Origin of the sequence: Flammeovirga sp. SubArs3, assembly GCF_947387565.1 — a bacterium.
Lineage (GTDB): Bacteria > Bacteroidota > Bacteroidia > Cytophagales > Flammeovirgaceae > Flammeovirga > Flammeovirga agarivorans.
In genome coordinates this window covers 903540-920974 of record NZ_CANDOA010000001.1, presented here as the reverse complement: position 1 = coordinate 920974, position 17435 = coordinate 903540, and the positions used below count along the sequence as shown (strand labels likewise).

Sequence of the window (17435 nt, the reverse complement as noted above, 5' to 3'; positions counted from 1 at the left end):
TATTAATTCGTTAAGGCAGATGATGACTCTCTTTTTACAGACATAAAATCCATCTCGATGGTAGTTCCTTTTTTACCTTTAAATACTACAGTCAATGAATTGATTTCACCTTCCCATTTTGCATTATCCAGTTTGAATGATAATGTTTGTGTAGTATTCTCTTTTGATAAATGTTTCATTCCAATGACTTGATTATTTGCCAAAAGAATCACCTCTAAAGGGTGGTCAGCTTTTAATTTAATATCATAGGATTGGTCTTTTTTAGAAGCCGTTACTTTCAAACCATCTCTTGTGATGCTACCTTCTTTCTTATCCAATGTAAAATCAAGATAGCCTAAATAACCTGCAAGGTTCGAAGAGATATCATCAGAATTCCAACCTTCAGTCTGCCATCCCCCGTTATCAAAAGTGAAAAGTAGAAGACCGTCTTTTGGATCCCTTTTCAATAGAGTTTCCAATTTATCAGAAATACCATCACCGTCCGAATCATCTCTGTATACCTCATATTCAGGGTTCATCCCTTCTCCCCAAGGCTTATTTTCTCCGTTAGCTTTTAGCTCAGCGATAGACTCATCACCTTCTCCCATATCGCCTTTTGCTAACCATTCGTCCATTAATTTACGGTGCTTTTTAAGCTCTTTTTTGAACTTTAGGTCATTGGCCAAATTGTGAATCATTTCAGGGTCTTTAGTGACATTGTACAATTCCTCAGGTTGGCGCTCTCCAAAATAAATGTCTTTGTGAAGTTGAGACAATTCACCATTAGCATATAGTGCTCGAATATTCTTAGTGTACTCTTTTTTATCTCTGTATTGAGGTTGTAAAAAGATTCTATCCAAATGGTAATTTCTCACATATCTATAATCTTCTGTTCTGATTGATCTCACCTGATCGATAGTCTGATCTAAACGGTCTTTATGACCTCCTACTACTGTTCTAGGGGTAAATTCTTTGGCAAAAAGGTTTTGTCCTTCGTACCATTCAGGCTGTGTGATACCTGCCCAAGCCAAGGTTGTTGCTGTTAAATCTAGCATACTCACCAAGTCGTTTCTTACTTCTCCTTTTGGTACGTATTGTTCAGGTCCCATCACCATAAAAGGAACATGTAGTCCCCCTTCCGTTGTCATTTGTTTATGTCTCAAAAGGTTGTTTGCACCATGATCAGAGAAATAAACGACAATCGTATTTTTATCTAATCCTGCTTCTTTTAATCCTTTTAAAATTTCACCAATCAAGTAGTCATCTTTACGTATAGCATCATAATGCTGAGCAAACCATTTCTGGAATACTTCATTGTTTGGATAATCTGCAGCAACAGTAACTTCCGATGGATTTACTTTTCTATTTTGAGGAAACTTTGTCGTATTGTTTTTACCACCTTTTGTCTGAATTTGACCAAAGAACGGTTGCTGATTTACCAACTCAGAGAAATCTACTTTTTTCTTGAGTTGAGTTGTATACATTTCCTTATCCCAAGCATAATTGTAATCTGTCTTACCATGATTGTATGTAACGTACCCGTTTTCCTTCATGATCTGAGGCAGCAATTTATATCCTTCTGGTAAGTAGATTCTAGTCTCTTCCTTTCTAGATGATCTATGTTCCTGACCTCCAAAACGAATGGCACTTTGACCGACCATCATGGCTGATCTTGTTGCCGAACAAACAGGGGCGGGTACATAAGCTCTATTGAAACGCACACCGCTATTAGCAATTCTATCAATGTTAGGTGTTGCATCTTTATTGATTTCATCACCGTAACACCCCATCCAAGGTGAGGTATCTTCAGCATATATCCAGATAATGTTTGGTTTATCTTGCCCGAATGAAGACCATCCACTCATTACGCATAAAAAAGTGAATAGTGATTTAATTAATGTCTTCATCTATTTTAAGTTTTTTGATTTCTGTTTAGGTTTCGGCCAAATGGTGGATTCGTCTACTTCTACACCATTAAATTCACAAGCTGCGGCTGCATTAAACAACGGTTTAAAATCTTTGTCCCAATAAGGACTTTTGATGTGAGCGTCTTTCATCATCAAAGCAATTTCTTTTACAACATCTGGATATTCTGTTGCCACATTTTTTCCTTCCCCTTCATCCGCTTTCACATCATATAATTCTATATTCAATCCTTTTCTTCTGTCTGTAACAACGGCTTTCCATTTTCCGTATCGCACAGCACAATTTGGTTTTCCTTCGTAAAGCTCCCAATACAAATATTTATGTTGTTTTTGCTTTTTGTCTTTACCTAAAAGCGTTGGCAGCATAGAAATACCATCCGTTTCTCCTTTCAAAGGTTCATTGGTGATGTCCGATAAAGTAGGTAAGACATCCCAAAATGCAGAAATGTGATCACTCGTTGATCCTGCTTTGATTTTTCCAGGCCAATAAGCAAACATTGGGGAACGTACTCCTCCGTCATACATTGATCGTTTTATACCTCTTAAATCCCCAGAAGTTTTAAAGAATTCTGTTGTTCCCCCTTTTCCATGTGCACCATTGTCGCTGTTAAACATCACAAGTGTATTTTTGTCGATGCCCAACTCTTCCAAAAGATTGATGATCGCACCTACATCTTTACTCATTCTTGATACCATAGCTGCTTGAATCTTCATTCTTTCTGGCCAATCTTTCTCTTTGTATTGAGCCAAATCTGGCACCTGCCATTTTACATGAGGAATAGTATAAGCGAGGTATAAGAAAAACGGTTCGTCTTTTTTCTCTTTGATATAATTGATGGCTTTTGCTGTAAACAGGTCATGGCTGTAATCATTTTGCTTGCCTTTACCATTATCCAACATCTGTTTTTCACCATTTAACCATAAATATTCAGGATAATAATTGTGTGCTTTTCGTTGATCAGTATAACCATAAAAAAGGTCAAAACCTTGATCATTGGGGTTACCTGAATCATGGAAACTACCCAAACCCCATTTACCAATACATGCCGTACTGTATCCAGCTCTCTTCATCAGCTTTCCTAATGTTTCGGCATCTTCTTTTATTGGCGTTTGTCCTTTAGGGTAACCTGGGCTGTTGGCTCTAATGTATGCATGTCCAGGATGCTTACCTGTCATTAATGAGGCTCTACTAGGTGCACAAACGGCATTCCCGCAATAATGATCGGTGAATATCATCCCTGAATTGGCGAGTTTATCCAGTTCGGGAGTTTGTATTTTTTGCTGTCCGTTGTAACCAACTTCACCATATCCTAAGTCATCACATAAGATATAAATTACATTAGGTTTTCTTTTCTGACCATAACTTTGGGTAGATACACCTATAATAAAAGTCGTCAGAAATATTGCAGTCAAAATATATTTCATACTGTTAGTTGGTATAAGTAATCATTCATTAAAAGTAGAAAAGAGGAACAATTTCAATCACTCCTCTTTTCTAAAATATATAAGGTTATTGTGCTTTCTTTTTCTTTGCTTTTTTAGCTGCTTTGGCTTTCCAATAATCAGAATGAATAAGCCCTAAAAAGATTGGATCGATCAGTTCTTTATCCCATTGTACTCTCAGGTCTTCTATCAATTTCACTTGATCTGGATGCTGACTTTTTACATTGGTTTTCTCCGAAATATCTGCAGATAAATCATAAAGCTCAGTCACATTCTTTCCATCTGCAAAACTTCTAACGATTTTATAATCTTTATGTCTCACCGCATATTTCTTCTGATCGTACTTTCTTAAGTAGATCGTTTCATGTGGCATTCCAGTATCCTTTCCTGTCACATAAGGTACAAGGTTCACTCCATCCAATGGTCTTTCTACATCCATTTTTGCATCTGCAAGTGCTACTGTAGTAGCAAAAATATCTAAAGAAGAAATCATGTTATCGTATGTAGCTGGCTTGATGTGACCCGGCCATGACATCGCAAAAGGCACTCTAAAACCACCTTCGTAAACACTGCCCTTTCCATCTCTAAGCTCCCCGTTGTTTGATTTATTTTTTGGTTCAGGACCACCATTATCAGACAAAAAATAAATGATAGTATTCTCTTCAATTCCCGATGCTTTTAGTTGATCTAAAACTCTACCCACACCTTCATCAACTGCAGAAACCATGGCTGCATATTTCTTTCTTTTCGGATCTTTAATATGATCAAACTGAGGCAATCTATCTTTTGGAGCATGCATTGGTGTATGCGGTGCATTGTATGACAAATACAAGAAAAACGGTTCGTCTGCATTGCGTTTTACGAAAGAAACCGCTTCATCAGAAAACTCATACGTTAGGTATTTATCTGTTTTTACAGGCTTATGGTTTTTCATGATCCAAGTCTTGTAGCTGTCTGGCTCATTCAAATCTTTACCATAACTATCTTCGATTGTCAACAGCTCAGGATAATACGAATGACCGCCACCAAGGTGACCATAGAACTCATCAAAACCTCGGTTCATGGGGTGATTCGACTCATGTGCTCCTAAGTGCCACTTGCCGATGATTCCAGAATGATAGCCTTGAGTCTTCAAGACTGTTGCCAACGTTTTTTCAGATTTTGGTAAACCCATATTCGGATCGTCCGCTTTATATTGTGGGTTCCTTTCAAAACCAAAACGCTGCTGGTATCTACCTGTTATAAACCCTGCCCTAGACGGACCACAAACCGAGTAGGAAACATAGGCATTGGTGAAACGAATACCATTGTTTGCAATACGATCTATATTAGGTGTTGGAATATCTTTACAACCGTTGAAACCTACATCTCTGTAACCAAGATCATCACACATGATCACAATAACATTGGGCTTACTACGTTTCTTTTTAACTTCAGAAGTTTTAAAGGCAGCTATCACTCCACACATCGAAATGATCATACCTCCCAGTAATAAATTTTTCATATTCAATTCTCAAAAAATAGTTCTTCTGCTCTGTTTAATTTATGTAATGATACAAACTAATTAGCAGAACAGATGAGCACAAAACAAACCTATATTGACATAAAATTGAGGTTGCTTCTCTTGTAGTGTTATAAGACTTTTTTATTGTTCATTTCTGTAGAGTAAATTCTTTCCAACTTACCTACAACCTTACCATTTTCTATCAATTCTACATGCATTTTATAACGCTCATTTTTAAGCACATTTTTAGATGTTTTGAAATTGATTGATGACTTTAGAGGAGTTGTTTCTACTTTGTCTAGGATACCCGACTGTAGTGAAGCCTCCAAGGTAGTGGGGAATTTTCCTTCTACTTTCAAACCTGCTTCTTGTGATGGGTTTACCTGACGAACATACTCTCCCAAATTGAATTTGGCTGGCGAGATTTTGTCTTTTGTGATATCACCTTTGATATACAATGGGTCTTCAGAAATGGTCACATATACAACACCATTTCTAGGTGATAATGTATATGCATTACCGTTGATATCTTCTAGTTCTAATGCTTTTGACGTCTTGATTTCAACGTCTTTGCCTCCATCCGTTTTCCATAAAAGTGTAGTAAACTGACCGTCTTTTTCAAATCTTGAAACTGATATATCTTCATAGATTTTTTCCAAACCAAGACAGTTCGTAAAATCAAGATTGTCTACCATGGCTGCACCCGAGAAGTAAATCGACTTTAAACGAGTACCATTTACACCCACAAAGCCATGGAACCAACGGTTGGCAATGTCACCTTCCTGAAAGATAAAGTAGAAGGCTTTTTCTGTACCGTTTGCAAAAGCAGTCGCTGTTTCTTGCACATAGAATCTTGCCGCTTCCTCTTCAGAAACTAAACGCTTTGGCACATCTTTATTTTTGAAAGGAGTGAACGTATGAGAACCTTTTTGAGGGTTGAAGAAACCGTATTCCGTTGCCCAAAGTGGCTTCTCTTTACCAAACTTCTTAATGTCTTTATTAATATCTTCGAACTGATGTGCAACATGTGTTTTATCAGGACTTAACCTTCCTTCGGTGTAAGGGTGAAACGACACCACATCGCAATAGTCTGATCCGATTTCTGTAAACACATCATTCAAGAAATTCTTCGCTGTTTTACCGTAGTGAGTTAGACCAAATGCCAATATTTCAGCATCAGGATCTACCTTCTTTACTTCTACAAAAGCCTCTTTTAATAAAGGAGCAAATTCTTGTGCCGTACCTCTGTAAAATGGTGTTCCATTAGGTTCGTTCCATATTTCGTAAGCATGTACTTTTCCTTTAAAGGTTTCTGCCATCTTCTTAATATAGGCCGCATAATCAGGTAAAAACTCTGGCTTTGGTGGATATAATTTCCACTCATTACTTCCTTTTGGTGCAGAAGAAGCCCATTTAGGCACTTGCACACCTAACTGTCCAAGTGGAGTTAATCCGTAACCTTCCAAGATATCAATAACACCCATATTCCAACGGATCATGTAGTTATTGTATTGGCCTTTGTTACGTTCGATCATACTCCAGTTGTTGTAGAAAGAACCGTTTCTTAACCAAGTGTAACCTGCCTTACTTGCCAATTTAATAGCATCCAAATAATGATGACCTCCCATATGAAGACCAAATTTTGAGGCAGTATTCACTGATCTATTTTCCACCTGCTTTAAAATACCAAATGAATAATAGTAGTTGTCTATTTCTTTATCACCTTCCAACACAGAAATATAAACTCTGTATGCACCTTGTTTTTGTGATGTGAAAATCTCTTTAGAGAAAGGCTGACTTAATAATGTATTCCCTTTTACAGTTACATTTTCTTCTAGTTGAAGTACGTTATAATAATCAGGATCTAAGACCGTCATTTTCACTTTAAGGGCCTTTTCTCCTTTCGTATTGTTTTTAACTTTTGTGATCAATTTTACGTCTTCACCTGGAGAGTATAAATTGAATTCGTTGGGAGTGTCACCACCAATTTCAACCTTCTTTGTCGCAGCATACGTCGTCTTTTCTCCTGGTGTAAACTGAACTGCATCCATCCAGATTTTAGTATCGGGCTTCACCTTTGGTGCAACAATGCTTACAGAAAAAGCATCGTACAAACCTTTTGGCAATTGTACTTTAAAAGTATATCGTTTCCATTCAGAAGTTAACTTCACAGGTTTTTCCAAAAAGATAGTACCCTTATTGGCAACACCATCCGTTTGTTGGTAGTTTACTCTCAATTTCACAGGCAACCCTGCAACAGAAGACTTCATATCCAATGAATATGTCATTTCCATTGACCCCGCCAATTTGATAAACTCTGAGGTTACAGATACTTTTTGTTGCTCTTTTTTGATAGGTTTTTCAATCTGCTTTACATCCAATAATAAAGAGTTATTCCCCTCTGTCTTGTCTTGATCATCCAATGTAAATGTTGAGTTGGCATCAAAAGCATCGAAAGTTACCCCCCAATCGCGAGTACCTGTTTCAAAGCCACCGTTAACGACTTGATTTTCGTTCATTCTAACACCTTCAGGCAGTTTCAATTCACCTCCAACAGGCATTGTTATTCTAACATTCAAGCCATTGCTTGTGTCTGTTGTCCAAAGTTTTAGCATGTAATCCTTAAAGAAACCATTTCTTTGAACGATTACATCCATCTTGCCAGCTGAACCTTTAGTGTATTCAATTTTGGCATCTGTTCCCTCTTGATTTGAAGCTGTAAATACTTTTGCCTGCTTACCAAAAACAACATAATGCCAATCTTTGGCTTGCTCTTTTGGAGTGTATTTAAAACTTGCACCATCCAACTTAAATGGTATTCCTTTGTAAGTATTATAGTCCATAAAGAAGGTGATACCAGCAAATGTATACTCACTTGGTGCGTTTAGCTTGTAGTTGAAGTCCACATATCCATTCCCAGCAATGGCAGTAGTTGTCAATTCAAATAAATCACCTTGGTATTTGAAATCATTTTTGATCACTAATTTATTCCCTTCTACTTTCGCATTTTTTGTAATCGCAAAAGGAATATTGACAATCTTACCGTCTTTTTTAATCGATAAAGAAGCTCCATTGACTAGGCTATTGCCAACATGCATAACGTCTCCCATTATGCCTATGTCTTTCATTCTCACCAATGATTTATTGTTCTTGATCATCTGAGAATTCACCACTTTTAGTGGTGCTACACTTGTATTCTTTTTAGTTTCCGTTTTAGCCGTTCCTTGTGATGGTCCTCCTTTTGGTAATGCAATATAGTAAGCCACTTTTCCTGGAGTAGTTGGAATTAACTTTACGATATAATCGTCGAAATATTCACTAACAGTAGGAAGAATCATAGAGACTTTACCTGTCATCATTCTAAAGTAAACGTCTGTCTGTGTACCTACATTTTCACCCATTGTCACTTTAATCGACGGTGTTGGGTTCTTAAAAACATTCCAAGTTCCTTTTGCATCCGCTTTTGATAAAAGAGGTGCTCTGTTATCGTTGATCGCATAAGTTTGTCCATCAAAAGTTTCTGAAGTAAAATACACTTGAGCCGCACTTACTGAGTATCCTTTTTTCCCTTCGAGTGTATGTTCAACAACCAACCCTTGACCTTCAATTCCCACTTTAGAAATCAGTTTTAGCTCTGCCTTTTTGTGCATAAAAGCATTGGTAATCGTCAATGTCTGACCAACTATGGCATATTCTGATTTTTCATTAAACTTCACTCCCTTCAGTAAAGTTTCGCTTTTCATTATTTCTACTGCAGCACCTTGAATGATCTTCACTCCATTGTGTGTGATTTCACCCAGTGTTCCATCATTTTTTAATTTGATTACAGTCGCTCCATTCGTTATTAAAGTGGGACTTTTAAAACGTAATGGTCGTTGTGCATATACCAAAGAATAAGTACAGATTGATAGTAATAGTATAAGTAATCTTTTCATCTAATCAATTTTAAAGTGTTGGCTCGTAAAAAAAATAAGAGATAAAAAATAGAAAAAGAACCATGTACTCTATAAATTAAAGTACATGATTCCAATTGTTTCTTATTGCATATTTTCACCGTAATGGCTTAAGATATTGTTCATGATCTTTTGCGATACAGGATCAAATGACAAGCCATTTCTTAGGTTTAGTGTAGAGTAAATTACTTTGCCCTTACCATATTCTGTCTCCAACATGTGTGAATCAAAATATACTTTACCCACTCCAATATAGTTTCTCAACATTTTGTCTTGCTTAGGAAAACGGTCATGAGTTATCACACCTACAATATTCTTCCCTTCAGGCATTATCATTGCCGTTGTTGTACCAATAGCAGTGTATTCCAATCCCATAAATTGATTCGTAGGTAGCCCTGCAAATACAGGATGGTCCGTTACAATTGGTGCCGCATTATGCCATAAACCATTGGCAGGAATTAGTGTAGCATTGTAAGGGAAATTGTCGGAAGATTGTAACTCATCTGGAATTTCTCTGTGTTTAGTCTCATTGATTTTTTTACCTTTTACTTCAGTAAAGAAGACTGTTCCGCCTTTTTCAGCATATGCTTTTGCCGCTTTTACTTGTGTTTTAAAAGCGTCATCCGTTCCCAATTTACCCACTATAACCAATTGGCCTTTCTTGTTTTTGCCTGTGAATTTCTCAAAAGGAATCCCCTTAGCAGTGAAGTAAGTCGACAATTTATTATCAGCTTCTAATAACAATACCTTCTTTGAAGATACAGCCAATGCAGCCTCATTAAATACTGAGAATGTTTCTTTGTTTGATGCAATCACTTCTCCTTTCTTATTTTTCATCACAGAAGAAAGAGTGTAATTACCGTTTAATCCTTTTGTCTGTAAAGTACCGATATGAAGATCAGAAACCCCATGCGTAAGGTCTGCTTTCACCTTATCTTGTGATACTAACTTCCCTTCTTCATCTGTGATATTCATTTCAACAGTCACTTTTTCATCCGCATACTCATTGATACCTACCAATGATAACTTAGAAGTCTTTCCTTCAAATAAGTTTCTGTTTTTGATTCTTGAAATCACTAATTGAGGTTGGTTGGCCATTTTAGTGTACTCGTATACATTTCCTTTAGGGTTTCTCCATAAGTCAATGATACCACCACCAATAATCCAATCGCCATCAGACAATGCATGGATACAGTATCCTGCAGTTAGGTAGTTAGAACGAGATGCTTCTAGCATTCTTTTGTTCAACGTACCATGGTAATTTTGCTGAGCAACTATTAAATCATGAAGTGTTGGGAAGACCGAACGCATACCTGATGCATCCAATACTTTGTTGAAGTCTTCATCCAAACGCTTGTGTTCTCTGTACATTGGAGCCAACGCATTTCCTTTTGCAGCAAACTCTTTATTGTTTGCTTCTAAATCTGGCAGTGAACCATAACCAATTTCTGAAACAAACACCATAGCACCTGGCTTATTCTTATGACCAGGAGATTTTAGTTTTGGATATCCCGCTGCCTTTTTCTCCTCTTTTGTCCAAGATACCTGTCTCATTTTCTGGAAAGCATTGTCATTGAAATTGTATCCAGGATAAGTATGAATATCTGAGAATTTGATCGCTACTTTTTCATAAGGCTGGTAGATGTTGGCTCCGTTGGCAAATCCACCAGATTCATCTAGAACAAGACGCGTTGGGTCTAAATCTCTTGCCAATAATGCCATTGGGTGTAACATCTGAATTAAAACAGGTTGCCATAATTCATTGAATAACTCCCATTGGATCACACAAGTTCTGTTTCTATCTCTTAAGATAGATTCTCTTACTTCTGTCTCTACCATATCTGGTAACATTGGCGATGCGATAGGACGGTGCATACATTCAATAGCTAAAGAACCTACAGTTAACACACCCATTTCATCACAAAGGTCTAACCACTTTCTTGGAGGAGGTTTTCTCCAAGGACGGATCATGTTAAACCCAGCATCCAAAGCCAATTGAATCTCTTTTCTGGCCATTTCTTCAGAATCCATGTACGCCAATTTTGTAGGGTACAAGCCTTCGAAGAATGCTCCTTTTAAATAAAACTCCTCACCGTTTAGGTAGTATTTCTTATCTTTTATTGTGAACTCTCTGATACCAAAACGGATATCGTTCTGATCAGATACTTTTCCATCTTTTACTATCTGTACTTGAGCAGTGTATAAGTATGGATTTTTAGGTCCCCAGTTCTGATGGTTTTCAATATTCAGTTTCCAATCTAAATCATTTACACCTGGTGTTAAAGCCAAGTTTTCTTTTTTCGAAAGGATTACTTTTTTGTCTTTATCAAGAATATTGACAATCACTTCAGCATCCTGATTCGCTGTTGTTGTGTTTTCAATACCCAAATCAAACGATACATCACCTGATTTGTAATCTGTTTGGATAAATACATCATCTACAACATAAGCATCTGTAGCTCTTAGTGATACATCTTGCCAAATACCACCCGTTAATGCACCTCTCCACATGGGTGTTTGGTGTGGTCCAATACCGTCAATCACCTTGTCGGAATACAATACTGGAGATACTACTCTTACAATTAGCGTATTTTTTTCACCTGCTTTAATCGTTTTGTTTACTCTAAACTCAAAAGGAGTAAAACCACCTTTGTGGTAACCAACCACTTCATCATTAAGGTAAACTTCTGAGATATAGTTTACTGCACCAAACTGAATAGCAATGTTCTTTCCTTTCCAACCTGCAGGAACTTCAAACTCTGTCTTATAAATGGCAACACCTTCATAATCTTGTTTGAACTCTTCCCAACAACTGGGCACTGAAATATCTTGTTGAAGGTTACTCTGATCAAAACCTTCTCCATAGATCCAGTTTTTCTCTCTCCCCTCATTATTATCATCATAAATAATTTTCCATTGACCATTCAATGACATTTCGTCTTGAGCGTAGAGACAATTTGCTAACAACAAAAGTATCCCTCCTAATAATAAACTCTTTATATAATTGTAGTCCATTTTTTTATAATTCTCTTAGTTTGCCAACCCTATTTCTTGTAGAAGCTGATTTGATAATTGTTCTTTGACCTTCGCATATGCCGGATCATCTACCACATTATTAAATTCATTGGGATCTTTTGTATGATCATAAAGCTCCTCTGTCTTATTGGCATAACAGATATATCTATATTCTTTTGTGCGAATTGAGAAGTGATTTCTTTTCACCACATCTCCTTGGCCCCCTGTTACTGCACTGAGTGCATATTCTTTACCTTCCCAACTTCCTGCCTTGTTGTTGTATAAGGGTTGCATACTATTTCCATCCAATGGTCGACCTTCTTCATTTTTTATTGTTGATCCTTTTAGTCCACACAAGTCTACCAACGTAGGATAGATGTCAATTAAAGAGACAGGTTGATCTACCTTTTGTGTTTTCTTCATGCCTGGCTCATGAATGATCATTGGAATTCTTGTTGCATTATCCCAAAGTGCATTTTTGTATAAGTAGTCCTTGTCTCCCATTTCATAAGCATGGTCAGATACTAATACTACAATTGTATTCTCTGCGAATTCAGATTCTTTTAAAGTAGTCAGCACATCATTAATCTGATCATCAACAAAGGCAATACATGCCAAGTAAGCCTGAATGTATTTCTTTAATGCATATTCTTTTTTACCATCAAAACCTTCAATAAGTTTGGTAAAATGCTCTGTCCCTTTGTGTCCATTATTTCCTTGTTTCTGTGTGTAATAATTGATTTTCTTTACATCAGAAAGCATTTGAGGCAATTGTACTGACTCCAATGGAAACATGTCATAATATTTCTGAGGCACATACAAAGGTGTATGAGGACGGTTAAAACCTACTGCCATAAAGAAGGGTTTGTCTGAATTACTTTTCTCAAATTTCTTTATATAGTTCTTGATGTTAGCAGCCTTAACTTCGTCAGGCATCTTATCTCTATTATCATCATTTATATATTTAAATGGCTTTACCGTAATTGGCCATCCATTTTGTTTGTCGTACCAACCTTTGTAGCCGTTCACTTCTGGAATATCCGTTAATGGAGCAAAGCTACCATCTAGCGTTCCTACATTTCTGAAAGCTTCAGGAACACTTGGGTGTCCCGATATTTTCTCCCCATTCCATGGGAAAGGACCGAAATCTGATTTATCACCATATTCATCAAATAATTTTTTATCGTGATGATGCATCAGTTTTCCTGCACCAACTACAGTATATCCATTACTTCTGAACATTTCCATCATTGTCTTTGAACCCATCAAAGTTGGATTCTTCTGAAATTTCTTAAACCCAAAGTTTTTTGATGTATGTGGATATAACCCAGAAAAAAAGCTTGCTCTAGAAGGAGCACAGATAGGGTTGTTAGAAAATGCATTAGTGAAAACTACAGACTCACTTGCCAAAGCATCCATTCCTGGAGTTTTTGTCTGTGGATGACCACCAAGAAAACCAACATAGTCGTTTAAATCATCGACCATAATCAGAAGAACATTGGGTTGTGCCTTCGGTTTTTTATCCTTTGCAAGTACTGCAAAACAGGAAGTTAGAGTAAGTAATAAAAAAAGTAATTTCATTTCAATAAGCTATCTGTTATTTGTATAGTTGTCAGAATTGTAAGTTCCACAATTAATATTGTAAATATCGGAGGTTTGGAACGTAAGTATTCAACACTAATTCACTATAAGTAGCACATTATTGACTTTGAGCTATTAAATGTCTGTTGATTTTGAAAAAATCTGACTGATTTTCTATGATCTAAGATAATTGTAGCACAGAATAGATCAAAGTGGATGTAATTTAATCATGGCTTTCCATTAATTCCCTTAGAAAAAATAGTACTATGCAACACAAAAAAGGCTACTCCAATAAAGGAATAGCCTTAAGATATATAACAATTCTATGAATTTAACTATAAAGTGAAGAGAGACCTATTCAAAGATCGCATTGTAAGCTTCGATAGTTGTGTATTTGATATCTGCGATACCAAAGTTTACCCACATTTTGATATGCATATCAAAGAACATACCTACGAATAAATGATCGCTATCAGATTCGCTTACATCAATTGGTCTTTCAATCTTCGTTGCTTCAGACGGTAATAAATAAGGTCTAGCATTTGTAATTCCCCATTGGATACCATCAAAATAACCAGAACTCCATCCGTTTTCATCTCCTTCTGTTACTATTGTTGTCCAATCATCTGCAACATAGTTAGACGCATCTACTTCTTTGTAAGATAATTCTACTGTTCTAGTGAAGTTCACACCTGCTCCATACAATACAGATGCTGCTTCTAGGTAACTAAATTGGATCGACTTAATTCTACCATTTGTACCGTCCAATGGAATTCTTTGTACTACACCAATTCTACCTAATTCAAATGCTGCTGCATCTCCAAATACTGTTTTCACATGTGGAATAGAAGCCGATGCATCTACAGAGTTCGCATACATTTTTGTCTGAGCCCATGCCGGTTGTACCAAACCAGAGTATTCATATGCTCTCACACCGTTGTATTCTGCCGTAAGTATATCTTGGTTGATGTTCTCAATTCCGCCTGTATAATCGAATGATTTCACTTCTACTACAACAGTATACACATCACTATATGGAACAGGTTCATCGATACCATCTACATAAACATCAACAGAAATTAAGTATTCTCCAACATCTACCGCTTGCTCTTCTGCCATCGAAATAACACCTGTATTTGCATCAACAGTTAAACCTTCAATGTCTGAAGTGATGCTATATGTTTGATTATTTGCACTTAATTGGTCTAATACAATTTGTAAATCAGTAAACCCAGTCCAAGGAGACATTGTCACTTTCGTGGTTGCATTACCTCCCGATGTAAATGACATAACAGGTTTAGGAGCAATATTCACCACAGCTGTTGATACCAATGTATTACCAATATCCGTTTTCAATACAACTCTAATATTATTCGTTGATTGAGAATTAGATAAGTTTGGTCTAGAGATCACACCCGTTAATGAGTCTATAGAAAAGCCTATTACTTCATCGACAAAGCTGTATCTAAATGAACTAGGGTCGGCATCCGAAAGTTCTCCTCCAGCAACTGTTGGTGAAGATACTTCTCCTAAATGTAAGAATGCTAGATCTACTTCTGGGTAGGTCACTGTAATATCCAATGGGTCAACAGTAACAGCTACTGTACTATCGAAATATTTACCACCAATATTTGTATTTACCATCACTCCAAACTGATAGTCACCTGTATCTAGATACACTGTATTTTTAGAAATTTCACCAGATAATGAATCAATACTTAACCATTCAGGTGCATTGTCCATTAATTTATAAGAAGTGATCTCTAATTCTGTTTCTTCAGGATCAGTAATCATACCTTTTACAGTTTGGAACACTCCTAAGTCAGAAGTTTTTAATTCGGACTCATACAAGTCTTTTTCCAAAGCTACTGCTAGATTAATCAAATGGAATGTAATGGCCGAGTCATGTACCACTGTACCACCTCTGTAGTCAGTGTAAACATCCACAACATAATCTCCATAAGGAAGTTCTGCTACATCCATTTGAAGGGAATTGGAAATCAAAACATTTCCATCCTTCTCTGCTGTAGAGAAAAGCGTTTGAATTTGTGCACTATCATAAACTCCAGTAGCGTAATCATACATTTCACCATCGATGTAGATTCTTACCGGTTTTTCAATACCAAAGATGACATTGGTTGTTCCGTTCATCGAAGGTAAGGCCGATGCGATAGTATCTGCATAACCAGTGATCACACCATCGTATTGCACCTGACTTGGAGGGTTAGAGATGTCCGTCTCCACATCTTCCAGTACCTCTTTTTCTTTTGTACAAGATGCTAATGCTGCTAAAAGAGCAATAACACTATATAAAAATATCTTTTTCATAATTGTAATCTCTTACTTATTTCAATTTCTATGACTCTGAGTTATTTCTGGTTTAGTAACCGAAATTCTGATCTGCAGATGTCATTTTTTGATTATTTGTTATCTCGTTTAATGGAATAGGAAGTAACATCCCTTTTCTTGTTGTATTAAACAGAACATCAATGTTTTCATTGAAATATATAAAGTTGTTATGCGGTTCGATGACATGAGAAGTGAAGAAAGCAAACCCTCTTCTTCTTGCTTCATACCAGTCTTCTCCTTCACCTATCAACTCAAATTCTCTTTCGTTGTAAATACGCTCTCTTAACTCTACTTGAGAAAGACCGTTTACACCTTCTGGCTCAAATGATGGTGTTTCTGCTGAGTTTCTTGCTCTTTCAAGAACTTCATTTAAGTATACTTCACCTTGGCTAGAGTTACCTAGTTCATTTTCTATTTCGGCAAGCATTAATAGCAAGTCTGCATATCTATAAATGATAAATCCTTGTGGTGAGTCCAATGTAGTTTGGTCTCTATCCTTGATTATATGCTTCGTTAAATTGCCATAACCACTACCGACTTGATTCTCTCTTAGGGTCAATCTATTTTCAGTATGAATTCTCATCACTGTTGGCCATTGAGATTCAACTACCTCTCCCGTTGCTTGATCTCTAGCATAACCAATGTATTCTGATAAATAGTTATTGATAAACCTTGGATCTGTAGGGTGCGTATTGATATGCTTTGTATATACTTCTGGATTCACTACGATTCTACCGTAGTTATTCAATCCTTTTGTGTAGTTATTAGGAGTGAAAATCGCTGTATAAGATACTTGAGCTACTTCACTGTTAAAGTTTAATTCGAAAATACTTTCTGAAGTCTGGTTTCCTTCTTTTGCATCAAATAATGTATTATAGTTAGGTACTAATGAATACATTCCATATACTTTATCTGCATGTGCTTTTGCACTTTGCCAATACGTTAATTCTACATTCGTAGTCGTATCTGTTTCAAAAGGAATACCACTGATTAACATCTCTTCTTCTCCACTATCTTCTGCAGAAGCGATCCACATGTATACTTTCGCTAATAAGAACTCTGCAGCATGTACACTTGGGTATCCTGGAGCAATACCTGCTTCACTCATATTATCGATAGCAACATTCAGATCGGCAATAATTTGCTTGTATACATCACTTTTAGAAGATTTCGCATTGTGTATAGTCTCTTCTGATGTAGGAGACGTTACTAAAGGTACATCACCCCAAGATCTTACAATATGGAAATACTGAAAAGCTCTTAAGAAATGTGCATTACCAATTAAATCTCTTTCCGAATCTGTAGACTCTTCTGTTAAAGGCACATCATATAAAAATTGATTTAGTCTGAAAACTGCCGAGTAATAACTGTTCCAGCTGTTGTCTAATCCACTGAACGTTGGGTCCATGTTTAATGAACCGAAAGTTGTTCTTTGTGCAGACTGTTTCGAGTTTAAAATACCTGAGTGTGTTTGTTTGGTATCATGATACCCTTGCTTGTATGCTGGAAAATCAATCATTAAAGCGTACACACCATCCAGTACTGCTTTCTTTGCTGTAACATCTTGGTAAATAAGGTCTTTATCTGCCAATGGTGGTTCTTCCTTAATTGTACAAGATGACAATATTAAAAGTGGAAGAATTATATATTTTAAGATCTGATTATTTTTCATGTTAGTAGGTAGAT

The 17435-nt window shown here is 36.6% G+C and carries 8 protein-coding genes; all 8 read right to left on the bottom strand.

The genetic code is table 11. The features are described from left to right. Positions 1-2: 2 nt before the first annotated feature. The gene (locus tag QL232_RS03370) at positions 3-1886 is read right to left on the bottom strand and encodes a sulfatase (RefSeq protein ID WP_281613081.1); all 1884 of its coding nucleotides are present in this window, start codon (positions 1884-1886) and stop codon (positions 3-5) included. Beyond that, a complete protein-coding gene (locus tag QL232_RS03365) occupies positions 1887-3329 on the bottom strand; it encodes an arylsulfatase (protein ID WP_281613080.1) in 1443 nt (480 codons plus the stop codon). It lies immediately after the preceding gene. 85 nt (positions 3330-3414) lie between these two features. Next, on the bottom strand, positions 3415-4851 hold the full coding sequence (locus tag QL232_RS03360) for a sulfatase-like hydrolase/transferase (RefSeq protein WP_281613079.1): 1437 nt from the start codon (positions 4849-4851) through the stop codon (positions 3415-3417). A 128-nt stretch (positions 4852-4979) separates the two neighbouring features. Next, positions 4980-8786 (bottom strand): cellulase family glycosylhydrolase, encoded by a 3807-nt coding sequence (locus QL232_RS03355; RefSeq protein WP_281613078.1) that lies wholly within the window; start codon positions 8784-8786, stop codon positions 4980-4982. A gap of 102 nt (positions 8787-8888) precedes the next feature. Further along, entirely contained in the window at positions 8889-11819 is a 2931-nt protein-coding gene (locus QL232_RS03350; RefSeq protein WP_281613077.1) for a sugar-binding domain-containing protein, read from the bottom strand. Between the two features lie 15 nt (positions 11820-11834). Next, a complete protein-coding gene (locus QL232_RS03345) occupies positions 11835-13400 on the bottom strand; it encodes a sulfatase (RefSeq protein ID WP_281613076.1) in 1566 nt (521 codons plus the stop codon). Between the two features lie 354 nt (positions 13401-13754). Further along, positions 13755-15728, bottom strand: a complete 1974-nt coding sequence (locus QL232_RS03340) for a hypothetical protein (RefSeq protein WP_281613075.1) — start codon at positions 15726-15728, stop codon at positions 13755-13757. Between the two features lie 52 nt (positions 15729-15780). Beyond that, on the bottom strand, positions 15781-17421 hold the full coding sequence (locus QL232_RS03335; RefSeq protein WP_281613074.1) for a RagB/SusD family nutrient uptake outer membrane protein: 1641 nt from the start codon (positions 17419-17421) through the stop codon (positions 15781-15783). Between the last annotated feature and the right edge of the window lie 14 nt (positions 17422-17435).